Here is a 20875-nt window from a genome sequence, read left to right as displayed (position 1 = left end):
ATGGTCATGAGCACACGACGGACGTTTCTGGCGCAGGGGGCGATGCTCGCCGCCGCGCCCGTGTTGGGAGGCGCTGCGCCGAAGGACGCACGACGGGAGGCAACACCCCGACGAGTGGCCGTCGATCTGATCATTCGCGGCGGCACCGTCTATGACGGCACAGGCAGCGAAGGACGGGTGGCCGATGTGGCCGTTCACGACGGGCGCGTGACGGAGATTGCCGCGCGCATCGCCGAACGGGGAACCGAGGAGATCGACGCCCACGGTCTGGCGGTGGCACCTGGCTTCATCGACATCCATTCGCATGGTGACAGTTCACTGCGTGAGGACCCGCGCGCCGAATCGGTGATCCGTCAGGGCGTGACGACCATCGTGGCGGGTGCCGACGGCAGCTCGCGGTTCAGCGGGGACGCGGGCGATTCGTTCGCCGAATGGGCGGCGCGCACGGCGGCGCTGAAACCGTCGGTCAACGTGGCGTCGATGATCGGCTTGGGCAGTGTGCGCGGCAAGGTGATCGGCGAGATCGATCGTCCGGCGACGGCCGCGGAACTCACGCGCATGGCCGCGATGGTGGCCCGTGCAGTGGGCGAAGGTGCGTGCGGGGCTTCCACCGGTCTCGAATACACCCCCGGCGCTTTTGCCTCACGCGAGGAACTGATCGCGCTGTGCCGGCCGCTCGCCGCGCTCCGGCTGCCCTATGCCACGCATATGCGCAACGAAGACGATCGGTTGCTGGAAGCCATCGACGAATCCATCGCCGTGGCCCGCGGGGCGGGATGTCCGCTGCAGATCTCCCATCTCAAGATGCAGGGCACGCGCAACTGGCCGAAAATCGATGCGTCGCTGGCGCGTCTCGAGGCGGCGCGTGCGGCCGGTGTGGATGCGTGGTTCGATGTGTATCCCTACGTGGCGTACGCCACGGGACTCACCAACCTTTTTCCCGTGTGGTCGCGTGATGGAGGCACCGCGGCCTTTCTCGCGCGTCTCGACGATGCTTCCGTGGCACCGCGCATCCGCACGGAGGCGCTGGCCAAGGTGGAACTCATCGGCGGCTGGGACAACGTGCAGATCTCCCGTGTGAGTGCCGCCGGTGATCGGGATGCGGAAGGCAAGCGTCTCGGGGCGTGGGCGAAGGCGCGTGGTGTGGATCCGTACGAGGGGGCCGTTGGGCTGCTCAAGCGCAACCGTGCCGACGTGGGAATGCTGGGGTTCGCGATGAGCGAGGACAATCTCGATCGGTTGCTGGCTCACGAGTACAGCATGGTGTGCTCCGACGGCAGTGCATTCGCCATCGACGGACCCACGCGCCGGGGCAGTCCGCATCCCCGGGGAGCCGGCACCTTTCCCCGGGTACTCGGCCGCTATGTCCGCGAGCGCAAGGCACTGAGTCTGACCGCCGCCATCAATCGCATGACCGCCAGGCCGGCGGCGCGTGTGCATCTGCGCGATCGTGGCGTGCTGGCGCCGCGCATGGCGGGTGATGTGGTGGTCTTCGATCCGGCCACTGTGGCCGACACGGCGACTTTCGCGAATCCCTTTCAGTATCCCGTGGGCATCCGCACGGTGATCGTGAATGGCCGGGTGACCATACGGGACGGTCAGCACCTCCCGGCCGCGGGGCAGGTGATACGCGCGAGCTGAGGGCGGGGACGCGGTCGTCTCCCGGCTTCCAATTGGCGGAACTCCCCTGGCGATGTATGGTACACACCGGGCGACGGCCAGAGGTCGTCGCCCGTATCCTTTCCCTCATTCGAGTCCCGCCATGAACGTTTCCCGTCTGCTGACGCGCGGTGCCAGTGTGCTGGCCGCGGCGTCGTTGTTCTCGGTTCCCGCAGCCGCCCAGAGTGGCATGAACCACGCGCCGCCGGCCGGTGCCGCGCAGGCCCCCGCATCGCCGCGTGATTCGCTCGCGGTGAACATCGGTGGCGCCGATATCAAGGTGAATTATGGCCGCCCGTCCAAGCGCGGCCGTGCGATCTTCAACGGTCTGCAGGACATGAAGTGGGGCATGGTGTGGCGCACGGGCGCGAACGAAGCGACGCACTTCACCACCAGCAAGACGCTGTCGTTCGGTGGCAAGGACGTGCCGGCCGGCACCTACACGCTGTTCACCCAGTTGCAGGAAAACCTCAAGTGGGAGCTCATCGTCAACAAGCAGACGAAGCAATGGGGCACGGACTACAACAAGGCACAGGATCTCGTCCGCATTCCCATGACGGTGACCAGCAACAATCCCGTCGTGGAGAAGATGGAGATTCAGGTGAAGCCCGCCGGCAAGGGTGGAGAGATCATCGTGCAGTGGGACACCTACAAGGCCGTGGCGCCGTTCACGGTGAAGTAAACATCCCGACGGCGCGAAGTATCCGTGACAAATGAAGGGGACGGGACCATGTGGTCCCGTCCCCTCGATCGTTCATGGGGGATCGCCCTGCGGCAATGCCCGGTGGTTCAGCGATCCGTGCCCGATGCGCCCGCGTCCCGGTCACGGGGATCGGGTGCGCCGAGTCGCTTGCCGGTCCTGGGATCGATGGCAATGGAGTGCGCCGTCCCCTGCTGTCCGCCGACACGCACCACATGGCCCTTGGCGCGGAGGGCGTCGAGTGTGGATTCGGGGAAGCCGACCCGCTCCACCGTCACGGTGTTCGGGAGCCACTGATGATGCAGGCGCGGCGCATTCACCGCGTCCTGCACGGGCATGTCGAAGGCGGTGAGATTGAGCACCACTTCGAGCACCGTGTTGATGATGGTGCGTCCACCCGGACTGCCCACCACGGCCACGAGTTTGCCATCGCGTGCGATGATGGTGGGTGTCATGCTCGAGAGCATGCGCTTGCCGGGCTGCGCGATGTTGGGCGCCGTGCCGATGAGTCCCGTCGAATCGGTGAGACCGGGCTTGCCGTTGAAATCGCCCATCTCGTTGTTGAGCAGGAACCCCGCGCCATCCACCACGGCGCCCAGGCCATAACCGGCTTCCAGCGTGTACGTCACCGAGACCGCCATGCCGTCCTTGTCGACCACGGAGTAGTGCGTGGTCTCGTCGCTCTCATACCCCTGCGCGACATCGGCCGGCGACGACGGTGACGCCTTGTTCGGGTCGATGGTGCGACGCAGCTCCTCGGCGTACGCCTTGCTCGTGAGCTTGTCGATGGGCGGCTTGGTGAAATCGGGATCGCCGAGGTACAGCGCGCGATCACGGAAGGCACGCCGCATGCTCTCCACCAATGAATGCACGTACTGCGGCGAGTTGTGTCCCATGGCCCGGAGGTCCATGCCTTCGAGAATGTTGAGCATCTCGATCATGGCCACGCCGCCCGAGCTGGGCGGCGGCATGGAGATCACCTCGTAGCCCTTGAAGCTGCCGCGCACCGGCGCCCGTTCGGCCGCCTGATAGGCCGCAAGGTCGGCTTCGGTGATGAGTCCACCGCCGCGTTTCATTTCGGCGGCAATGAGCTGCGCCGTGGTGCCCTTGTAGAAGCCATCGCGCCCCTGATCGCGGATGCGACCGAGGGTCTTGCCCAGATCACCCAGCGTGAGCCGCTCACCGGCGGCGTAGGGCTGGCCGGCCTTGTAGTAGGCGGCCAGCGATCCCGAATCGGTGGACAGCTTGTTGCGCGCGCCGGTGAGCGACGCGGCGAGTCCGGTGGGCACGAGGAAACCGGTGTCGGCGAGCTGCGCGGCGGGGCCGACGATCGTGTTCCAGCGGGCCTTGCCGTACTTCTGATGCGCCAGCGCAAAACCGGCCACGGTGCCCGGCACGCCCACGCTGCGATGCGAGTTGTGGTGAATGCGCGAGGAATAGGCGCCCGTGGAGTCGGTGAACATCGTGGGCGTGGCGGCCGCCGGTGCCTTCTCGCGGAAGTCGATGGTGGTGGCGCGTCCATCGGGGAAGCGGATCACCATGAAGCCACCGCCGCCGATGTTGCCGGCGGTGGGGTAGGTCACTGCGAGCGCGAAGCCGGTGGCGATGGCGGCGTCCACGGCGTTGCCGCCGGCCGCCAGCACATTGCGTCCCACCTCGCTGGCAATGGCGCTGGCCGAGACGACCATGCCGCCCGAGGACTCGACGGCGGGGCGTGGCGGAGTGGTTTGGGCGAATGGGACGGCCGGCACGGAGAGCACGGCCGCCATGGCGATCCCGGAGAGGGAATGCAGGCGCATGGGACGGAGGACGACGGAAGGGGCGAGGGGCTTACGGAAGGACTTACGGAGGGACGGCGGCGGGCAGAAAGCCGGGGCAGAACGCAGGGGAGCCTGCAGGCTCTGCAGGCAAAACGAGGGGAAACTGACGGGAAATTGACCGGAAATTGAAGACCGGACCGGTGGTTTGCCCCCCGTTGTTTCCCGGCTGCGGCTCACATAGCTTTCAAGGCTCCCCGATATCGGATCCGATACCGGGGGCCGGGTGCGGTCCGGAGATGCCGGTACCGCGATGAGCCCGGGTGTGGGCCGCGCGCCCACGCTGCAGTCCGCAGTATACCACCACCAGTCCCGAGACTCAGATGGCCGTCAAGATCCGTCTCCGCCGCGAAGGCCGGAAGAAGACCCCGATGTACCGTATCGTCGTTGCCGATTCGAAGAGCCCGCGTGATGGCCGCTTCATCGAGATTCTCGGGCAGTACCAGCCGCGTGGCGGCGAGAACGCGATCGCGCTCAAGGCCGACCGCGTGAATCACTGGCTGAACGTGGGCGCGCTGCCCACCGATACGGTCCGTTCGCTGCTCCGCCGCGCCGGCATCCTCAAGGCCCGTCACGAAGCCCGTCTCGCCGCGAAGCTGCAGGCCGCGGCGGTCGTGCTGCCCTCGTCCGAGGCCTGAGCTGGCCGAGTTCATCGTCGCCGGTCGGGTGCGCCGCGCACATGGCGTGCGTGGCGCCTGGGCCGTCGAATCGCTGACCGATGCGCCGGACGCACTCTTTGCGTCCGGCGCAGTGCTTTATGCCGGTGACCGGGAGGGCAATCTGCTGCCCGACCAGGCCGGTGTACCCATGGCCCTGCACGTGGAAGACGGCCGTCCCATGAACCGCGAATGGCTCGTACGGGTGCATGAAGTGGCCGACCGCGATCTCGCCGATACCTGGCGCGGACGATACCTCCTGGCCGATGCCGCCGGTCTTCCGGAAGCGGACGACGACGAGATCTACGTGGCCGATCTGATCGGCATGCGTGTGGAAGTGGACGGACGGGGACTCGTGGGGCATGTTCGCGATGTGTACGACGCGCCGCAGGGGTTCATCCTCGAAGTGGAGACCACGTCCGGACGTCCGCTCGTTCCGTGGCACGACGATCTCGTGCGCTCGGTCGACGAAGCCTCGCGCACGATCGTGCTGGCCCCGCTCGACGGTCTGCTCGACTGAACGATCCGTCCGCGGCCATGTTGCCCGGGTTGCCCATGCTGCGCATCAACATCGTCACCATCTTTCCCGGTTTCTTCACGGGACCGCTGTCGCTGAGCATTCCGGCCAAGGCCGCGATGGCCGGCAGTGTGCAGTATTCACTCGTCGATCTGCGCGACTTCACGCACGACCGGCATCGCACCGTGGACGACTATCCGTTCGGCGGTGGCCCCGGCATGGTGATGAAGCCCGGTCCGTTCTTCGAAGCGGTGGCCTCGGTCGGGGCCACGGCGCCCATCGTGCTGCTCTCCCCCCGTGGCCGGCGTTTCACGCACGCCGACGCCGTGCGATTCGCCGCGGGCAGTGAACTGACGCTGCTCTGCGGCCACTACAAGGACGTGGACGAGCGGGTGGCGCAGCATCTTGCCACCGAGGAGCTCTCACTTGGCGATTTCGTGCTGAGTGGCGGCGAACCTGCCGCGCTGGCCATCGTGGACGCCACGGTGCGTCTGTTGCCCGGCGCGATGAGCGATCTGGACAGCGCGCGCACCGATTCGTTCTTCGATCGGGGCATCAGCGCGCCGAGCTACACCCGGCCCGCCGAATACGAAGGGTTTGGTGTGCCCGAGGTGCTGGTGGGTGGCGACCATGCCCGGGTGGCGGCCTGGCGCGACGCGGAAAGTCTGCGGCGCACGCGCGAAGCCGAAGCCCGCGATCGTGAGGAGTGGGCGCGGCGCGAAGTGGAGATCGCCGCACGCGAATCGGTCATCGCCGAACAGGAACGCCGCGCGGCGGAGAAGGCGGCCAAGCGTGCCAGAGCAAAAGCCGCGAAAGCGCGGAAACACCGGGAGGAATCGCCGTGAGCATCCGCATCATCGTCACCGGTGGCACGTTCGACAAGGAATACGACGAACTCACCGGCTCACTGCGGTTTCGTGAGACACACCTGCCGGAAATGCTGCGTCGCGGGCGCAGCATGCTCGAGGTGCAGGTGGATGTGCTGATGATGATCGATTCCCTCGAGATGCTGCATCATCATCGGCAGCAGATCGTCGAGGCCTGTGTGCGGGTGCCGGAATCGCGCATCGTGATCACGCATGGCACCGATACGATGGCGGAAACCGCGCAGGTGCTTGCCGCGACGGTGCCGGGAAAGACCATCGTGCTCACCGGGGCGATGGTACCGTATGCGTTCGGCAGCTCCGATGGTCTGTTCAATCTCGGCAGCGCGCTCAGTTTCGCGCAGATATTGCCGGCCGGGGTGTACCTCGCGATGAACGGGCGGTATTTCGCCGCCGGTCATGTCATGAAGAATCGCGAGGTCGGCGTCTTCGAGGAGGCGACGCAGGGGGAGTAAAGGGTATTGGGGAGCCGGGTTTGGGGGTGAACTGCCGGGTCATGGGTAGAGTGTCCCGTGACGCGGGACCCGTCGCCCACCACCCGGTTGTTCACCCCCAAACCCGGCTCCTCACAACCCATTACTTCTTCGTTGTCCGCACGATCGGCAGCGTCACACTCGAAGGCGTCTTGCCGCCGTGGAAGACGATGTTGTGCGCCGTCACGCCGGTGGTTTCGCTGTAGTTGTCACCGCCGGTGTTGAGATTGCGATCGAAGCGCGGGAAGTTGGAGCTCGACACTTCGATGCGCACCCGATGCCCGGCCTTGAAGTAGTTGCTCGTGTTGAGCGGACCGAGCGTGGCCTTGTACACCTTGCCGGGCTCCATGCGTGTCTCGGGTTTGTCGTAGCCCGTGTGGTAACGCATGCGCTGGATGGTCTCGTCAAGATTCCAGGCGCGACCTTCGGTGTCCACGTCGATGAGCTTCACCGTGAAATCGGTGTCCTTCGCGTCACTGCCCACATAGAGCGTGACCGAAATGGGGCCGCTCACTTCGATGCCTTCCTTGAGCGGCTCCGACGTGTACACGAGAATGTCGGAACGCGTTTCGCGCACGCGCTGATCGAATGAACCGGCCTGAATGGCCGTGCCGGTGCAGCAGACGTTGCCGCCATAACTCGTCACCGGTTTCATGGGGTCGTAGCTGAACGTGTCGCGCTGTGCCCTGGCCGGAAGTTTTGGCACGAGTGCCCCGGTGCCGTTCATGGTGTTGGCCGAGCCGCTGCTGGTGAGATACCAGGTGGTGGGTGTGGTGCCCCGGGGCGGCCACACATCGCTCGACTTCCACTCGTTCGAGCCCATCGTGTAGTAGCGGATGCGTGGCAGCGTATCCAGCAGGCCGGTCTTCTCGCCCTTGAGGAAGGTGTCGAACCAGCCGTAGGTGAGCGCGTCGTAATCGAGACGCGCGTCGCCCACACTGCGATCGCCCACCACGGTGTTCTCGGTGGCGCGTGTGTACGAGCAGTGCGCCACGGGCGCGATCACGGCGTACTGCTGCTTCGCCACCTCCGGTGATGCGACCTTCATGGCGTGCTGCCACATCGCGATGTTGGGGCCGACCGAGACGTCGTACCACGACATGAACCACAGCGCCGGCGTGTCGAAGGGCATGCTGTCGTTGTAGAGACCGCCCTTGTACCACCGCGGATCGTTGGGCGTGCGCCGGATCATCTCACCGCCGGTGGCCACGGGCATCTTGTCGGCGTAGACGCCGCGTGGACCGTCCACGGCCTTCATGATGTCCTGCATGGGCAGATGCCACAGCGCTTCGGCCCAATCCACGCGGGGCGCGCCCCAGGCCAGATCGAACGCCTTGCGCAGGCGTGTGAGATCTTCCTGGCTGGTGGAGGCCGGGAACTGCGGACGTTGCGTGTTCTGCTCGCCATACAGCCAGGTGATGAAGAGCATCTGTACCGCGCCACCGCGATACCAGTTGCCCTGCTCGTACCAGCCTCCCACACGGCCCACGCCGGCGCCGAAACCCTGCGGGATCATGGCGGCAAGCCCCTTCGGTCTGGTGCCAGCCACGGCCATCTGGTATTCGGCCGTGCTGGAACAACCGATCAGGCCGACACGACCGTTGCTCCAGGCCTGTTTCGCGAACCACTCGATGGCATCCTGTCCATCGGTGACCGGCGGACCGAGGATGTCGTATTCGCCTTCGCTGAAGAAGTGGCCACGTTCGTTCTGCAACGCGTAGGCGTAGCCGCGTTTGATCGCGGTGAGCACGGCCGATACATCGCGTGGGGCACCGGTGCGCACGTCCCACCAGTTCATGTTGTACGGCGTCTTGCTCAGGATGAGCGGTACACCACCGGTGCGTCCCTTCGGGACATAGATGTCCGTCATCAGGCGTGTGCCATCGCGCATGGGCATCATCACCGAGCGGTGCACGTCGGCGATCTTCTGCAGCTCGGCTTCCTGCGCGTTGCGGGCCGTGATGAGTTCGGCGTTGGGAGCGGCGCCGGGTTGCGCGTGGAGTGCCGGGGAGCCCGCGGCAAGCGCCAGAATGCTTGCCAGGGCGATCGAAGCCACCGGGAGTCCGGACCGGCAGCTCCGGGGGCGACTGGGGAAGGAAGACATATCGCGTGCGGCGAGAGGAAACTGGGGCGGAGATGCGCGCACGGAGCACGCGCATCCTGCATGTCTGGTGCAACGCGCCACCCCACGCAATGGTCGAATCCCTGACAACAGGGCCAGCCGTACCGTGCCCGGGATCGACCGTGACACGGGGCGACTGCTGGACGGCTACTGGACCGCTACTGGATCATGGGCGCTTCCGGCCACATTTTGCGAAGCTGTGGCGCTGCCGCGGAGATTTCCCGGAGATCTCCGGAACGACACGTCGCAGCCGCCACCTCTTCTTCGTGACCGCCGATCGGGCGGTACACGGTCCCTCTTCAGCCCCACCCGGCATTCTGCGTATGGCGAAGATCAAGGTCGTGAATCCTGTCGTCGAGATGGACGGCGACGAGATGACCCGCATCATCTGGCAGTTCATCAAGGACAAGCTCATCCTGCCGTATCTCGACGTCGAGCTCGATTATTACGATCTCGGCATCGAACACCGGGATGCGACGGGCGATCAGGTCACGATCGATTCCGCCGAAGCCACGAAGAAGTACGGCGTGGCGGTGAAGTGTGCCACCATCACGCCCGACGAGGCGCGTGTGAAGGAGTTCGGACTCAAGAAGATGTGGAAGAGTCCCAACGGCACCATCCGCAACATCCTCGGCGGGGTGATCTTCCGCGAGCCGATCATCATCTCGAACATTCCGCGTCTCGTGCCGCACTGGACCAAGCCCATCGTGGTGGGTCGTCATGCGCACGGCGATCAATACAAGGCGACGGATTTCAAGGTGCCGGGCCCGGGCACGGTGACGATCACCTACACGCCGGCCGACGGCAGCGCGCCGATGCAGTTCGACGTGGCGAAGTTCGGCCAGGATGGTGGTGTCGCGATGGGCATGTACAACTTCAACGACTCCATCCGCGATTTTGCACGCGCCAGCTTCAGGTACGGCCTGCAGCGCAACTACCCGGTGTACCTCTCCACGAAGAACACCATCCTCAAGGCGTACGACGGGCAGTTCAAGGATCTCTTCGAGGAGGTGTTCAACGCCGAGTTCAAGGCGGACTTCGAGAAGGCCGGCATCACCTACGAGCATCGCCTCATCGACGACATGGTCGCCTCGGCGCTCAAGTGGGAAGGCGGCTACGTGTGGGCGTGCAAGAACTACGACGGCGACGTGCAGTCGGACATCGTGGCCCAGGGCTTCGGCTCACTCGGCCTCATGACGTCGGTGCTGCTCACACCCGATGGCAAGACCATGGAAGCGGAAGCGGCGCATGGCACGGTCACGCGTCACTACCGCGAACATCAGAAGGGCAACAAGACGTCCACCAATCCAATCGCGAGCATCTTCGCGTGGACGCGTGGTCTGATGCATCGTGGCAAACTCGATGGCACGCCCGAGGTGGTGCGCTTCGCCGAGACGCTGGAACAGGTGTGCATCGACGCGGTGGAAGCCGGTGAGATGACGAAGGACCTCGCGGTTCTGATCTCGAAGAACACGCCATTCCTGTACACCGAGGACTTCCTCGACGCGATCGATCGGCGGCTGCAGGCGAAGATGGCCTGAACGGCGGTTGCGGGTGGTGGGTTTCGGGTTTGGGGGTGAGCAGCCTGGTTTCTGGTAACGAGTCGCGCGTCGCGAGACCCGTCACCCACCACCCGGCAGTTCACCCCCAAACTCATTCCCCACAACTCACGACGCTTACCGCCACCGTGCGAACACCGTCCAGATGAGGATCAATCCACACTGCGGCGGTGGTCCGGACCAGTATTCCATGGGCACGGTGGCCGGACCAGCATGGAATTCGATGGCGATGACATCGTTGACCGCGAGCTGGTCGATGCGCGAAGTGTTCGAGGGCGGCGCCATGGTGATTTGCGGACCGTTCGATCCTCCGCCTTTCCCATCGCCTTGCGGTGGGGTAACGCTCTGGGTGGACGAGAACAGGGAGGCGTTTCCGTGGCTCGATATGGGCACACCGTCGATGATGATCGGAACTTCACCAGCACAGAATGGGCGGGTGCTGGTCACCTGGGTGGTGCCCATCTGCTGCGTCACCCGCAGTCCGGAAACGCGTTTCAGTGCCGACCCCACATCGAATCGTTTCAGGATTTCCTCACGTTCGACGACCTTGATGAAGCCCTGATTCTTGCGCCGCAGGAAGCCCGCCTGATCTGCACCCACGCTGGCTTCCCTCCGCACATTCATGGTGGCGAGCACGGTCGTCGTGGGCAGCACGAAGTCATGCGCTCCTTCTTCGCGGGCCGTGACATCGATGATGCGATACAGCGCTCCGCGTCCGAGTTGCCGGACGCTGAGCTCCTGGGTGCCCAAGGGGACATTCGCGAAATGGTATCGGCCGGCCGAGTCGGTATTGGTCGTGCGATCGATCGTGGTGAGCACGACGAGCGCGCCCACCAGTGCATTCCCCCGTTCATCGCGCACGGTGCCCCGGATTCGGCCCGTGCCCTGCACCGATGCGGCATTGCCTGAGGACACCGCAATATTGCCCAGTTCGCGGCTGAGATAAAAATCACGCCGCAATATCCGGCCAGGTCCCACGACCGTGCTGAATACGCCACTGGCAGCCGAGTCGTGAGAGGCGGATGTGCTCAGGGCGAGATCGGCGGGTACGCCGCAGATGCCATACACCCCGTCCGCACCGGTGCTCGCGGTGCGCTGTGGAGTTCTGAGCTGCAGTCCCCTGGTCTTTGCGTCCGTCTCGAACCAGCGCAACACGACCTGTGCTCCGTTGATCGGGGAACGGTCCGCGGCGTCGTAGACGGTGCCGAACACGATGGCACTGTCGGTGGGCGGACTGTCAGTGGCCGGGCAGAGGCGCGCATACACCGTGCGGAACGACGGCGTGGCCAGCACCACGCCCCGGGTATCGGTGCGGACCTCGATCGTGCGGGCAAATCCGTACAGCCCCAGCGAGTCGAGCGTTGTCGACGAGAACGTCAGCTGCTGGGCACCGACGGGCACGGAGTCCAGGGTGAAACGGCCCTGCGTATCGGTGTAGGTGAGGCGGGCGGTTTCCTGTACTTCGACGACAGCGTTCGCGAGCGGCCGGCGGGTGAGGCTGTCATAGACCGTGCCGCGCACCGTTCCCAATGCCTGCATGGGCTGAGCCGAGGCGAGCGCCGGCCAGAGGACCGCGGATCCGAGGAGAGTCCGCGTGAAAAGTGTCAGGGTTTTGCGCATAGATGTTTCCACGCCACGTCCGCCAATGAACCTTTGATGGCCGGTCCGAAGCCCGGCACTTTCACCGTGCGATGCATACCTTCCTTGCGACCGGCGTCGTCGGTGAAATACCAGCTCTCCCTGGTGGCGACGGTCTGTTTGACGCAGTCGTACATTCCGATGGTGCGTGAACTGCGGAGTTCCTGTGCGCCGTTCTTGATGGGCGGCACGAGCTTGACCCGTACGGTGGCCGTCACGATGTCGCCCGCTTTCGTGACCGACCGGGTTTCGAGGAACACCGGGGTCCCCACGGAGGTCTTGCCGATCTCCTGGAGTGCACCACCAGAGGGCTGCGCCTCCACCGACGTTGCCAGAAGCTGACCGGCCAGCACGAGGATCGTGCTGGCCGTCGAACGCATCACCTTCGCCACTCAGCGCCTCCGTCGGGCCGTGGAATCGGGAACGAAATGGAAAGGCAGCTGCATCACCTGCTGCACGATCTTCCCACCGCGAACGGCGGGAACGAATTCCTGCTGCTGGACGGCGCGGCGCACCGGTTCCACGAGCTGTCGATGGGATGTGGTCATGGCACTGAACGTCTCCATCACCGCACGTCCCTTGGTGTTCACCACGAACTCGGCCAGCACCGATCCCGCGGTCTGCGCTTCGAACAGCGAGTCGGGATAGATGGGTTTGATGAGCATGGACGAATCGGGATAGGCCGCCACGTCCACGTCGCTCACCACGAACGCCTCCCCTTTCTCGATGAGCTGCATGATCAGCGCCACGGGCGTCGGGTCGTCTTTCTTGCGTTTCTTGGGCCGCATCTCGCCGCGCTTGGACCACAAGACGATCGTGCCGCACGCGCTGCTCATGCGCTGGTTGCCCTGGAATTCGACCGGCACGCTGGCCGGACCACTGTAGACCTCGATGCCTTCGAACGTGTGCGGATCGAAGCTGTCGAGATCCACCTCTCCCGCGAACAGTGGTTGTCCATCCAGCCAGACCAGCGGCGCACAGCGGCTGTTGCGTATCCGCACGTGGTTCATGGGGCCGTTCGATTCGATGCGGATGCCCGGCACGGCACGAAACACATCGGTCATGTTCGACGGGTTTCGACGTTCGAGATCCTGCGCCGTGAAGAACCGGCCGCCTCCGTTGGCCTGCTGACGCCGGAAGAAGCCCCCCATGGGACCACCGATGTCGCGGCGTCCCAGCACACGGACCGCACTCAACTCCACGGCCACACGCGTGAGGCTCAGCGTGGCGAGCGGTGGTTCGTTGTTTGAGACCGTGACCGGAATGGAATCGGGACGGAAGCCGATGCGCCGGGCGTGCAGCCATCCCTTCCCAAGGGGGACCTTGGTGAAGACGACGTTGCCGTTGTCGTCCGATTCCGAGATGAAGTGATTGGCTGCCCGGTCGATCGCCAGGCGAACGGAGGCACCGCCGAGGGGAATCCCGTCGGCCGTGGTGATGGCTCCCCGGAAGGCTCCCGTACTGTCGGCGCCGATGGCCGCAGTGACCGTCGCACCCGTCTGCGCCAAAAGAGACCCGGGCGGGAACAGCAGGGCACCGCAGAACAACGCGGTGGGGAACGTCAGGGGCGGGCGGGAGTGGGCGCGCATTGGCGACGCGGGCTTGTGTGGTCGCTGCGACATACTACGATGTTTGAATCATGCCGGTGATTCCTGATTGGGGCAAGCTCATCGTCCGTATGTCGCTGGCGGGATCGGTATTGGCGGCGTCCGCCTGTATACAATCCCGTCCACCCACGGTGGTGCCGGAACCCGACGAACTGCCACGACGTGTGGTGCTGGCGCTCGATGGACTCGACTATCGGGACGTGCAGGCCGCCCGTACACTGGGACAGTTTGCTGCGTTTCGTCCCCCGGGACGTCTGATCTCCACCTTTCCGTCGATCAGCGACATCGCCTGGCACGCCATCTTCGGTGTACAGCCGCCCGCGGGATATCAACGCGTCTTCTACAGTACGCGTCACAATGCGGTCCTCGGGGATGCGTTCGACGCCATTCGTCCCATCGAGTACGAAGAGCGCATGGATCTCGCCTTCGACGCCAAGTTCCACCACCTCGGGGCGTATCTCATGTCGTGGTCGACGGCGCGGCGGGAGATCGATACCGACGTGGAGGCCGTGCTGCACACGCGCGGGCGCCCGACGGTGTACATCTACAACGTGGGCCCCGATGCCCTGCAGCATACGCGCGGTGACGTGGCGCAGTACCTGACCTATCTCGACCGGGCACTCGTCAGCTTGCAGGAGCGGTATCGGGAGCGCACGGGCCGCGCGCTGGAGATCGTGATGCTCTCCGATCACGGACACAACCGGGCTTCGCAGGCGTCCTTCCTGCCGGTGGCCGAATCCCTGCGGGACCATGGATTCCGCATCGCGCGCACGCTGGCCTCGCCCGCGGACGTGGCGTTCAGTGTGGATGGCGTGACCACGGGGTTCGGGGTGTTCTGTCATCCCGACGCCGAAGAGCGGGTGATGGCGGCGCTCGTCGCCACGACGGGCGTGGATATCGTCACACGACGTCTGCCGGAGAATCGATTCCTCGTGCAGTCGGGAGACGCGATCGCGGAGATCGAGTGGCGGGTGGAAGCGGGGCGGAATCTCTATCGATACGTGCCGCGCACCGGCGATCCGCTGCAACTCGATACCGTGATGCAACGCATGCACGATACCGGCATGATGCGGGCCGATCGATTTGCCGACGCCGCCGCATGGGTGCGAGCCACCGCCAGCACTGCCTATCCGGCCGCGGTCGTCCGCATCGTGCATGGACATCGGGAGGCCACGAAGAATCCCGCGCCCATCCTCGTATCACTGCGCGACGACTATCGTGTGGGGCTCGGCATGGTGTCGGTGGCCAATCGCATGCGGCCCCTCGGTGGTACGCATGGAGCGCTCAGTGCCAGCAACGCCGTGGGTGTGGTGATGTCCACGTTTCAGGAAACGCCCGACGATCTGGCGATGACCGTGCGCGCGCAATTCGGTGGCTTCGACGATCTGCGCGAGCCGGTCTTCCGCAAACCGGGTCTTTTCATCGGCACCTCCGCGGCGCTCCGGGCCGATCGTTTTGCACGATCCCGGTGGGATACCCGGGTGCTGACCATGGCCGACACGCTGCCCCTGGCGCTGCTCACCCTCACCGATCGTGAACGGCAGTGGGGCGACGATTCGACACATACGCGTGTGGCGATGCGGATGCAGGTGTGGCGGCGGCTGGGGGCAGGCCGGCGCGATCTGCTCGTGACGGAACAGAGTGTGCCGCTGGGGACGTGGTCCCGCTCGACGGATGGTCGCACCTACGCACTGCCGGCCGATTCACTGCGTCTCACGGGTCTCGAACCGGGGGCGCCGTACGTGTTCCGTCTGTGGATGGATCGATTCCGCGAACATCAGGGACAGTGGGAACTCGACGGCACGCGGGATCTGTTGTCTCTTTCTCTCCGGGCGGCGCGTGATGGCGTGCCGTGGCGGTACTGAGCGGCATCCGCTTCGGACTCGCTTCGGACTCGCTTCGCACCTGGTTCGCACCTGGTTCGTATGCATCGGTTGTCATCGTCTTCATCCGTGTGCCCCACGCTCTCCGCTTCCTTCAACTGACCGAGTCCCATGGCCCGACCTCCTTTCTCCGCTACCGGACGCTCCATGAGGGTATTGACCACATCATCGATTCCGCGGGCCGCAGCGACCATGTTGCTGGCCGTCCTGTCGGTGTCGCCATCGGCGATGCAGGCGCAATCGGGCACCCGCATGCTGCGCTCCCCCAGCGTGAGTGCACAGTCGATTGTGTTCGCATACGCCAACAACATCTGGGTGGTGGAGCGAACCGGTGGAGCAGCGCGTCGGCTCACCTCGTTCCAGGGCATCACACAGAATCCCAAGCTCTCTCCCGATGGGAAGCTGGTGGCCTTCAGTGCCGAGTACGCCGGCAACACCGATGTGTACGTGGTGCCGGTGGAAGGGGGACAGCCGAAACGTCTGACATGGCATCCGTCGGCGGACGTGGTGCAGGGGTGGACTCCCGACGGCAAGTCGGTGGTGTTCGCATCACCACGCGCCACCTGGGCTCCGAGCGGTGCGCCGCGATTCTGGAGTGTGCCGGTGGAGGGCGGCGTGGAAACCGCGATGCCGATGCCGCGCGCCTATCAGGGCAAGATCTCTTCCGATGCCAAGCGGGTGGCCTATCGCATGCCCTCCTCGTGGGACGAGGAACGCCGCAATTACCGCGGCGGTCAGAACAAGCCCATCTGGATTCTCGATCTGAACACCTTCGCTCTGGACACCACGCCCTTCACCGGCAGCAAGGAGATGGATCCGGTGTGGGTGGGGGATGCGGTGTATTTCCTCTCCGACCGTGACGGCGTGTCGAACGTCTGGGCATACGATACGAAGTCGCGTGCGCTCAAGCAGGTGACGACGTTCAGGGACTTCGACGTCAAGACGCTCGATGCCGCCGGCAATACCGTGGTGTTCGAGCAGGCGGGTTATGTGCACGAGCTCGACGCGAGGACGGGCGCGCATCACATCGTGAACATCACGGCCGCCGGTGACTTCCCGTGGATGATGCCGCAGTGGAAGGACGTGACGGCGCGTGCCACGGGGCTGGCGTTGTCGGCCACCGGCAAACGCGCCGCGGTCGAAGCCCGTGGGGAGATCTTCACGATCCCCGCCGAGAAGGGCGACGTGCGCAATCTGACCAACAGCAGCGCGTCGGCCGAGATCGCGCCGGTGTGGTCACCCGACGGCAAGTCGATCGCGTATTTCAGTGATCGGTCAGGCGAGTATCAGTTGGTGATCGCGCCGCAGGAGGGAGTGGGTGCGGTGCGGGAGATCGCCTTGCCCGAACCGAGCCGTCCGTATTCGCCGGCCTGGTCGCCTGATGGCAAGACCATCGCCTTCCAGGACACGCACTTCCGCATCTGGCTGGTGGACGTGGCGAGTGGCAAGGCGAAGGTGGCGGACACCGATCCGTACTTCATGATGGATCGCTCCATCGTGCCGGTGTGGAGCCCCGACTCGCGGTATGTGGCGTATCCCAAGCGTCTCAAGTCGCTGCTGCGGGCGATCTTCGTGTACGACGTGGAGAGTGGGACCGCGAAGCAACTCACCGACGGCATGGCCGATGCCACCAATCCGGTGTGGGATGCGAGCGGCAAGTATCTCTGGTTCCTGGCATCGACGAATTTTGCGCTCAACTCGTCGCTGCTCGACATGTCCAAGTACGATCGGCCGGAGACACGGGCCCTCTATCTGGCCGTGTTGAGCAAGACCGAACCCTCGCCGCTGCTTCCCGAGAGCGATGACGAAGCGGGTCGCGATGGTGGGCGCGACAGCGGGCGCGACAGCACGCGGGCTCCGGCGCGCACGGATTCCACGCGTGCTCCCGCCGCGCCGGTGCGTGCGGTACGCATCGACTACGACGGCATCGCGCAGCGGATTCTCGCGGTGCAGGGCATCACGGAGCGTGACTACGACGTGTTGCGGGCCGGACCAGCGGGCACCGTGTTCTTCCTCGAGCCCATGCCGACCACGGGCACGTCGGGTGATGGACAGGGCGCGGCCAACACGCTGCACCGCTACCAGCTGAACACGCGGCGTGCGGTTCCGTTCGCGCAGGGTGTGGCGCAGTACACCGTCAGCGGCGACGGTCGCAAGCTGCTTTATCGCACCGCGGGTGCCAATGGGGCGCTGTATCTCGTGGATGCCGATCGCGCCGTGCCGCAGGCCGGCACGGGCCGCGTGAATGTCACGTTGCGCGCGTACATCGATCCGCGCGCCGAGTTCCGGCAGATCTTCAACGAGGGATGGCGCAACCAGCGCAACAATCTCTACGTGAAGAACATGCAGGGCAGCGACTGGCCGGCCATGAAGAAGATGTACGAGCCGCTGCTGGCGCATGTGAATCATCGCGCCGATCTCAACTACCTGCTCGACAACATGGGCGCCGAGATCGCGATCGGGCATTCGTACGTGCGTGGCGGCGACATGCCCGAGGTGCCCAATGCCAACGGTGGCCTGCTCGGCGCCGACTTCACCATCGAGAACGGACGCTATCGACTGGCGCGCATCTACGATGCGGAGAGCTGGAATCCGGAGCTGCGTGCGCCGCTCGTGATGCCGGGTGTGGCCGTGGGCCGTGGCGACTACATCCTGGCCATCAACGGTCAGGAATTGCGGGCTCCCGACAACATCTACCGTCTGCTCGACGGCACCGCCAATCGCCAAACGGTGCTCACGATCAACTCGCGTCCCGACATGCAGGGCGCGCGGCAGATCACCGTGGTGCCGGTGGCCAACGAGCAGGGGCTTCGCACGCGGGCGTGGGTGGAGCACAACCGTCGCCTCGTCGATTCACTGTCGGGCGGGAAACTCGCGTACGTGTATCTCCCGAACACCGGGCAGCCGGGGTACACCAGTTTCAATCGCTATTACTTCGCACAGCAGGATCGGGTGGGCGTGGTGGTCGACGAACGGTTCAATGGCGGCGGTTCCGCCGCGGACTACATCGTCGATCTGCTCGGCCGTGACTACGACGGGTATTTCAACAATCCCGTCGGTGACCGCTATCCGTATACGAGTCCCGCCAACGGCATCTGGGGACCGAAGGTCATGATCATCAACGAGATGGCCGGCTCAGGCGGCGATCTCATGCCGTTCATGTTCAAACGTCGCAAGCTCGGTCCGCTCGTAGGCACGCGCACCTGGGGCGGTCTGGTGGCCACCACCGACACGCCGCCGTTCGTGGATGGCGGGTCGATGATCGCGCCGCGTTTCGGATTCTTCTCCCGCGACGACCGGTTCGCCGTGGAGAACGAAGGTGTCGCGCCGGACATCGACGTGGAGAACTTCCCGCGTGAGGTGATCGGTGGACGCGACCCGCAACTCGAACGGGCCGTGCAGGAAGGCATGCGTCTGCTCGGCACGTACAAAGACGGCCGGGCGAAGCAGGAGCCCACGCCGCCGACGTGGGGACGGCGGGACCGCTGACACGAGGTCGCTCGACACGAGGTCGCTGAGGCGGGCTCGTTGAAACAGCCGGAAAGCAGAGAGGGCACGTTTCCGTGCCCTCTCTGTGCTTTCCGGGGTTTCTGGCCGGGCTTCCGACGCAGGCGCTCAGCTCGGCGCGTATTCCTGCGTGGGCAGTTTGAACGCCTTCACGAGTTCCGGATCGCCGGCGATGCCGAGTACCCGCTGTGAGACATAGTCGCCGACCACGGGGCCGAACTTGAAACCCTCGGCCTGTCCGACACCGGCGATCCAGGCATTGCCGGCGCCGGGCACGTTGTCGATGATGAAGTTCTGATTGATGCTCGATTCGTAGTGGCAGGCCCGCGTCTCGAGCAGCGGCGCGTTGGCCAGGATGGGGAAACGTGCCGCGAGGAAACGCCGGGCACCGTCCACCCGTTCCTGATTGGTCCAGCGTGAACTCAGATCGGGGTCCTGCTGCGCGGGATCGGCCGGAGTGGCTGGCGCGGTGGCGGCCGGAGAATTGGCCGGCGCCGCCGCATTGGCGCCCGCGGTGGCGGTGGCGGTGGCGGTGGCCGCCGGCGCAGGAGCGGCGATGGCACCACGCACACGGAAGCCCCGGCTGTCCACCGGCAGCATCGGCCAACCGGTCACGCCGGGGAAGTTGTAGCTGGGGAGATTGGGAAACGTGAAGCGGGAGTCGCCCACGGGCACGCCAAAATAGAGGGCGTGCCCGATGGGGACGCGCATGCGGTTGTCGAGATAGGGGAAGAGCTTCCGCAGCCATGGGCCGCAGGCGAAGACGTAGGCGTCGCCATGAATGACCGTGCCGTCTTCGAGCACCACGCCGTCCATGACGCCATTGCGGATCTCGCCGGGCCGCACGCGACCCAGCACGAACTCGACACCCATTTTCCGGCCGATGGCCGCCACCGCCTGGGTGGCGGCGCGGCAGCGGACCACGCCGGCATCGGGTTCGGTGATGGCCACGGTGATGTCATCGGCCTTGATGACCGGCCAGCGTTTCCGGGCTTCGTCACCCGAAAGCACTTCGTGCGGGACCTTGTTGGCCTGCCACAGCTCGATCGTGCGGGTGATGAAAGGCTCCCGCGTGGGACGCATGATGACGTCGCCGGTCTGGTGGAAGAACTTCGTCCGGAAGACGGGACCCCATTCCTCCTCGAAGAGACGCCAACGGGCGATGGCGGTGCGGGCCCAGGGTGTCCAGAGTTCACCGACCGCCCGGTCGCCATACGACGAGCGGATGCCGCGCGTCTCGTCGCCGCTGGTGGATCGCGAGTTGCCCGCGCCGTAGGCGTCGATGAGGGTGACTTTGACCCCGCGCTCGCGGAGATGGTAAGCGGTCCAGCCACCCCAGGCTCCGGCGCCGATCACCACGACATGGCTACTCGATCCCGCGGAGCCCCGTCCTCGCTCGACCCCCCGGGCCGGCGCGGAAGCGAACGCCATGGGATTGGTGCAGCCCCCGGCGAGCAGCAGGCCGGCACTGCCCGCAACGCGGAGGAAGTCGCGCCGCGCCAATGCGGCGTCGATCAGATCGGACGTGGAATCGGGGTCGGTGGAGGAGTCGGTCACGTTCCAGATAGTGGCGGGGGGCGGGGAGGCGCTGGATGACACCCGCGGGCATTCCTGCGGGAGGAAACCAGGACAGACAACGAAGGGCCAACTACAGGCCCGTCAAGATGTTCCGGGCTGCCGGCCTCCGCAATCATTGCGCCGGCGCTCCGCAATCTTCCGGTGGACTTCGGGGTACTGGGGCGTCAGCTTCCGCGGCGCATGCGGACGGAGTTCCGACGAAGCTCGGACGGAATCCGCCGTATCACCTCCTGCATAGCGCCTCTCCACCAGCGAAATCGCCCCTCAGCACGTTG

General features: G+C 65.3%; 15 protein-coding genes. 9 read left to right on the top strand and 6 right to left on the bottom strand.

Annotated elements, in window-relative coordinates; translation table 11 throughout:
- The first annotated feature begins 6 nt into the window (after positions 1–6).
- Both WG208_RS16290 and WG208_RS16285 read left to right on the top strand, forming a co-directional pair.
- Positions 7–1641: a D-aminoacylase gene (locus WG208_RS16290; RefSeq protein WP_337172435.1), complete on the top strand. Its 1635-nt coding sequence runs from the start codon at positions 7–9 to the stop codon at positions 1639–1641.
- 121 nt (positions 1642–1762) lie between these two features.
- Complete coding sequence (locus WG208_RS16285; protein ID WP_337172434.1) at positions 1763–2341, top strand: DUF2911 domain-containing protein; 579 nt, start codon at positions 1763–1765, stop codon at positions 2339–2341.
- A gap of 107 nt (positions 2342–2448) precedes the next feature.
- Here WG208_RS16285 and ggt read toward each other — a convergent pair whose 3' ends face one another.
- A complete protein-coding gene (gene ggt / locus WG208_RS16280) occupies positions 2449–4158 on the bottom strand; it encodes a gamma-glutamyltransferase (RefSeq protein ID WP_337172433.1) in 1710 nt (569 codons plus the stop codon).
- 341 nt (positions 4159–4499) lie between these two features.
- Here ggt and rpsP point away from each other — a divergent pair, with 341 nt between their 5' ends.
- Genes rpsP through WG208_RS16260 form a run of 4 tightly spaced genes read left to right on the top strand, consistent with a single transcriptional unit; the run spans position 4500 to position 6688 of the window.
- The gene (rpsP, locus tag WG208_RS16275; RefSeq protein WP_337172432.1) at positions 4500–4814 is read left to right on the top strand and encodes a 30S ribosomal protein S16; all 315 of its coding nucleotides are present in this window, start codon (positions 4500–4502) and stop codon (positions 4812–4814) included.
- Entirely contained in the window at positions 4702–5352 is a 651-nt protein-coding gene (rimM, locus tag WG208_RS16270) for a ribosome maturation factor RimM (protein ID WP_337172700.1), read from the top strand. The genes rpsP and rimM overlap by 113 nt, the downstream gene beginning before the upstream one ends.
- 17 nt (positions 5353–5369) lie before the next feature.
- On the top strand, positions 5370–6194 hold the full coding sequence (gene trmD, locus WG208_RS16265; protein ID WP_337172431.1) for a tRNA (guanosine(37)-N1)-methyltransferase TrmD: 825 nt from the start codon (positions 5370–5372) through the stop codon (positions 6192–6194).
- Entirely contained in the window at positions 6191–6688 is a 498-nt protein-coding gene (locus tag WG208_RS16260; RefSeq protein WP_337172430.1) for an asparaginase domain-containing protein, read from the top strand. Before trmD ends, WG208_RS16260 begins: the two co-directional genes overlap by 4 nt.
- 121 nt (positions 6689–6809) lie before the next feature.
- Here the strand turns inward: WG208_RS16260 and WG208_RS16255 are convergent, their stop codons facing one another.
- Positions 6810–8762 carry a CocE/NonD family hydrolase gene (locus tag WG208_RS16255; RefSeq protein ID WP_337172429.1) on the bottom strand — a complete coding sequence of 651 codons (1953 nt, stop codon included), beginning with the start codon at positions 8760–8762 and terminating at the stop codon, positions 6810–6812.
- 389 nt (positions 8763–9151) lie between these two features.
- On the opposite strand from WG208_RS16255, the gene WG208_RS16250 reads away from it, so the two are divergent.
- On the top strand, positions 9152–10369 hold the full coding sequence (locus WG208_RS16250; RefSeq protein WP_337172428.1) for an NADP-dependent isocitrate dehydrogenase: 1218 nt from the start codon (positions 9152–9154) through the stop codon (positions 10367–10369).
- Positions 10370–10504: 135 nt separating this feature from the next.
- Here the strand turns inward: WG208_RS16250 and WG208_RS16245 are convergent, their stop codons facing one another.
- Genes WG208_RS16245 through WG208_RS16235 form a run of 3 tightly spaced genes read right to left on the bottom strand, consistent with a single transcriptional unit; the run spans position 10505 to position 13614 of the window.
- A complete protein-coding gene (locus tag WG208_RS16245; RefSeq protein ID WP_337172427.1) occupies positions 10505–12007 on the bottom strand; it encodes a carboxypeptidase regulatory-like domain-containing protein in 1503 nt (500 codons plus the stop codon).
- Positions 11992–12417, bottom strand: coding sequence for a surface-adhesin E family protein (locus WG208_RS16240; RefSeq protein ID WP_337172426.1), 426 nt, complete (start codon positions 12415–12417; stop codon positions 11992–11994). The genes WG208_RS16245 and WG208_RS16240 overlap by 16 nt, the downstream gene beginning before the upstream one ends.
- Positions 12418–13614 carry a TonB-dependent receptor plug domain-containing protein gene (locus tag WG208_RS16235; protein ID WP_337172425.1) on the bottom strand — a complete coding sequence of 399 codons (1197 nt, stop codon included), beginning with the start codon at positions 13612–13614 and terminating at the stop codon, positions 12418–12420.
- 50 nt (positions 13615–13664) lie between these two features.
- Here WG208_RS16235 and WG208_RS16230 point away from each other — a divergent pair, with 50 nt between their 5' ends.
- On the top strand, positions 13665–15497 hold the full coding sequence (locus WG208_RS16230; RefSeq protein ID WP_337172424.1) for a hypothetical protein: 1833 nt from the start codon (positions 13665–13667) through the stop codon (positions 15495–15497).
- A 210-nt stretch (positions 15498–15707) separates the two neighbouring features.
- Positions 15708–19004, top strand: coding sequence for a PDZ domain-containing protein (locus tag WG208_RS16225; RefSeq protein ID WP_337172423.1), 3297 nt, complete (start codon positions 15708–15710; stop codon positions 19002–19004).
- A 126-nt stretch (positions 19005–19130) separates the two neighbouring features.
- Here WG208_RS16225 and WG208_RS16220 read toward each other — a convergent pair whose 3' ends face one another.
- Entirely contained in the window at positions 19131–20579 is a 1449-nt protein-coding gene (locus tag WG208_RS16220; protein ID WP_337172422.1) for an FAD-dependent oxidoreductase, read from the bottom strand.
- Positions 20580–20875: the final 296 nt, after the last annotated feature.

The organism is Gemmatimonas aurantiaca (genome assembly GCF_037190085.1).
Taxonomy (GTDB): Bacteria; Gemmatimonadota; Gemmatimonadetes; order Gemmatimonadales; family Gemmatimonadaceae; genus Gemmatimonas; species Gemmatimonas aurantiaca_A.
The sequence above is the reverse complement of the archived record's forward strand: the minus strand, read 5'-3'. Positions and strand labels throughout refer to the sequence as shown.

Bases quoted from the DNA above. Each gene is read 5' to 3' on its own strand.
- WG208_RS16290 (WP_337172435.1), top strand. From the start codon at position 7: ATGAGCACACGACGGACGTTTCTGGCGCAGGGGGCGATGCTCGCCGCC.
- WG208_RS16285 (WP_337172434.1), top strand. From the start codon at position 1,763: ATGAACGTTTCCCGTCTGCTGACGCGCGGTGCCAGTGTGCTGGCCGCG.
- ggt (WP_337172433.1), bottom strand. From the start codon at position 4,158: ATGCGCCTGCATTCCCTCTCCGGGATCGCCATGGCGGCCGTGCTCTCC.
- rpsP (WP_337172432.1), top strand. From the start codon at position 4,500: ATGGCCGTCAAGATCCGTCTCCGCCGCGAAGGCCGGAAGAAGACCCCG.
- trmD (WP_337172431.1), top strand. From the start codon at position 5,370: ATGTTGCCCGGGTTGCCCATGCTGCGCATCAACATCGTCACCATCTTT.
- WG208_RS16250 (WP_337172428.1), top strand. From the start codon at position 9,152: ATGGCGAAGATCAAGGTCGTGAATCCTGTCGTCGAGATGGACGGCGAC.
- WG208_RS16245 (WP_337172427.1), bottom strand. From the start codon at position 12,007: ATGCGCAAAACCCTGACACTTTTCACGCGGACTCTCCTCGGATCCGCG.
- WG208_RS16235 (WP_337172425.1), bottom strand. From the start codon at position 13,614: ATGCGCGCCCACTCCCGCCCGCCCCTGACGTTCCCCACCGCGTTGTTC.
- WG208_RS16230 (WP_337172424.1), top strand. From the start codon at position 13,665: ATGCCGGTGATTCCTGATTGGGGCAAGCTCATCGTCCGTATGTCGCTG.
- WG208_RS16225 (WP_337172423.1), top strand. From the start codon at position 15,708: ATGTTGCTGGCCGTCCTGTCGGTGTCGCCATCGGCGATGCAGGCGCAA.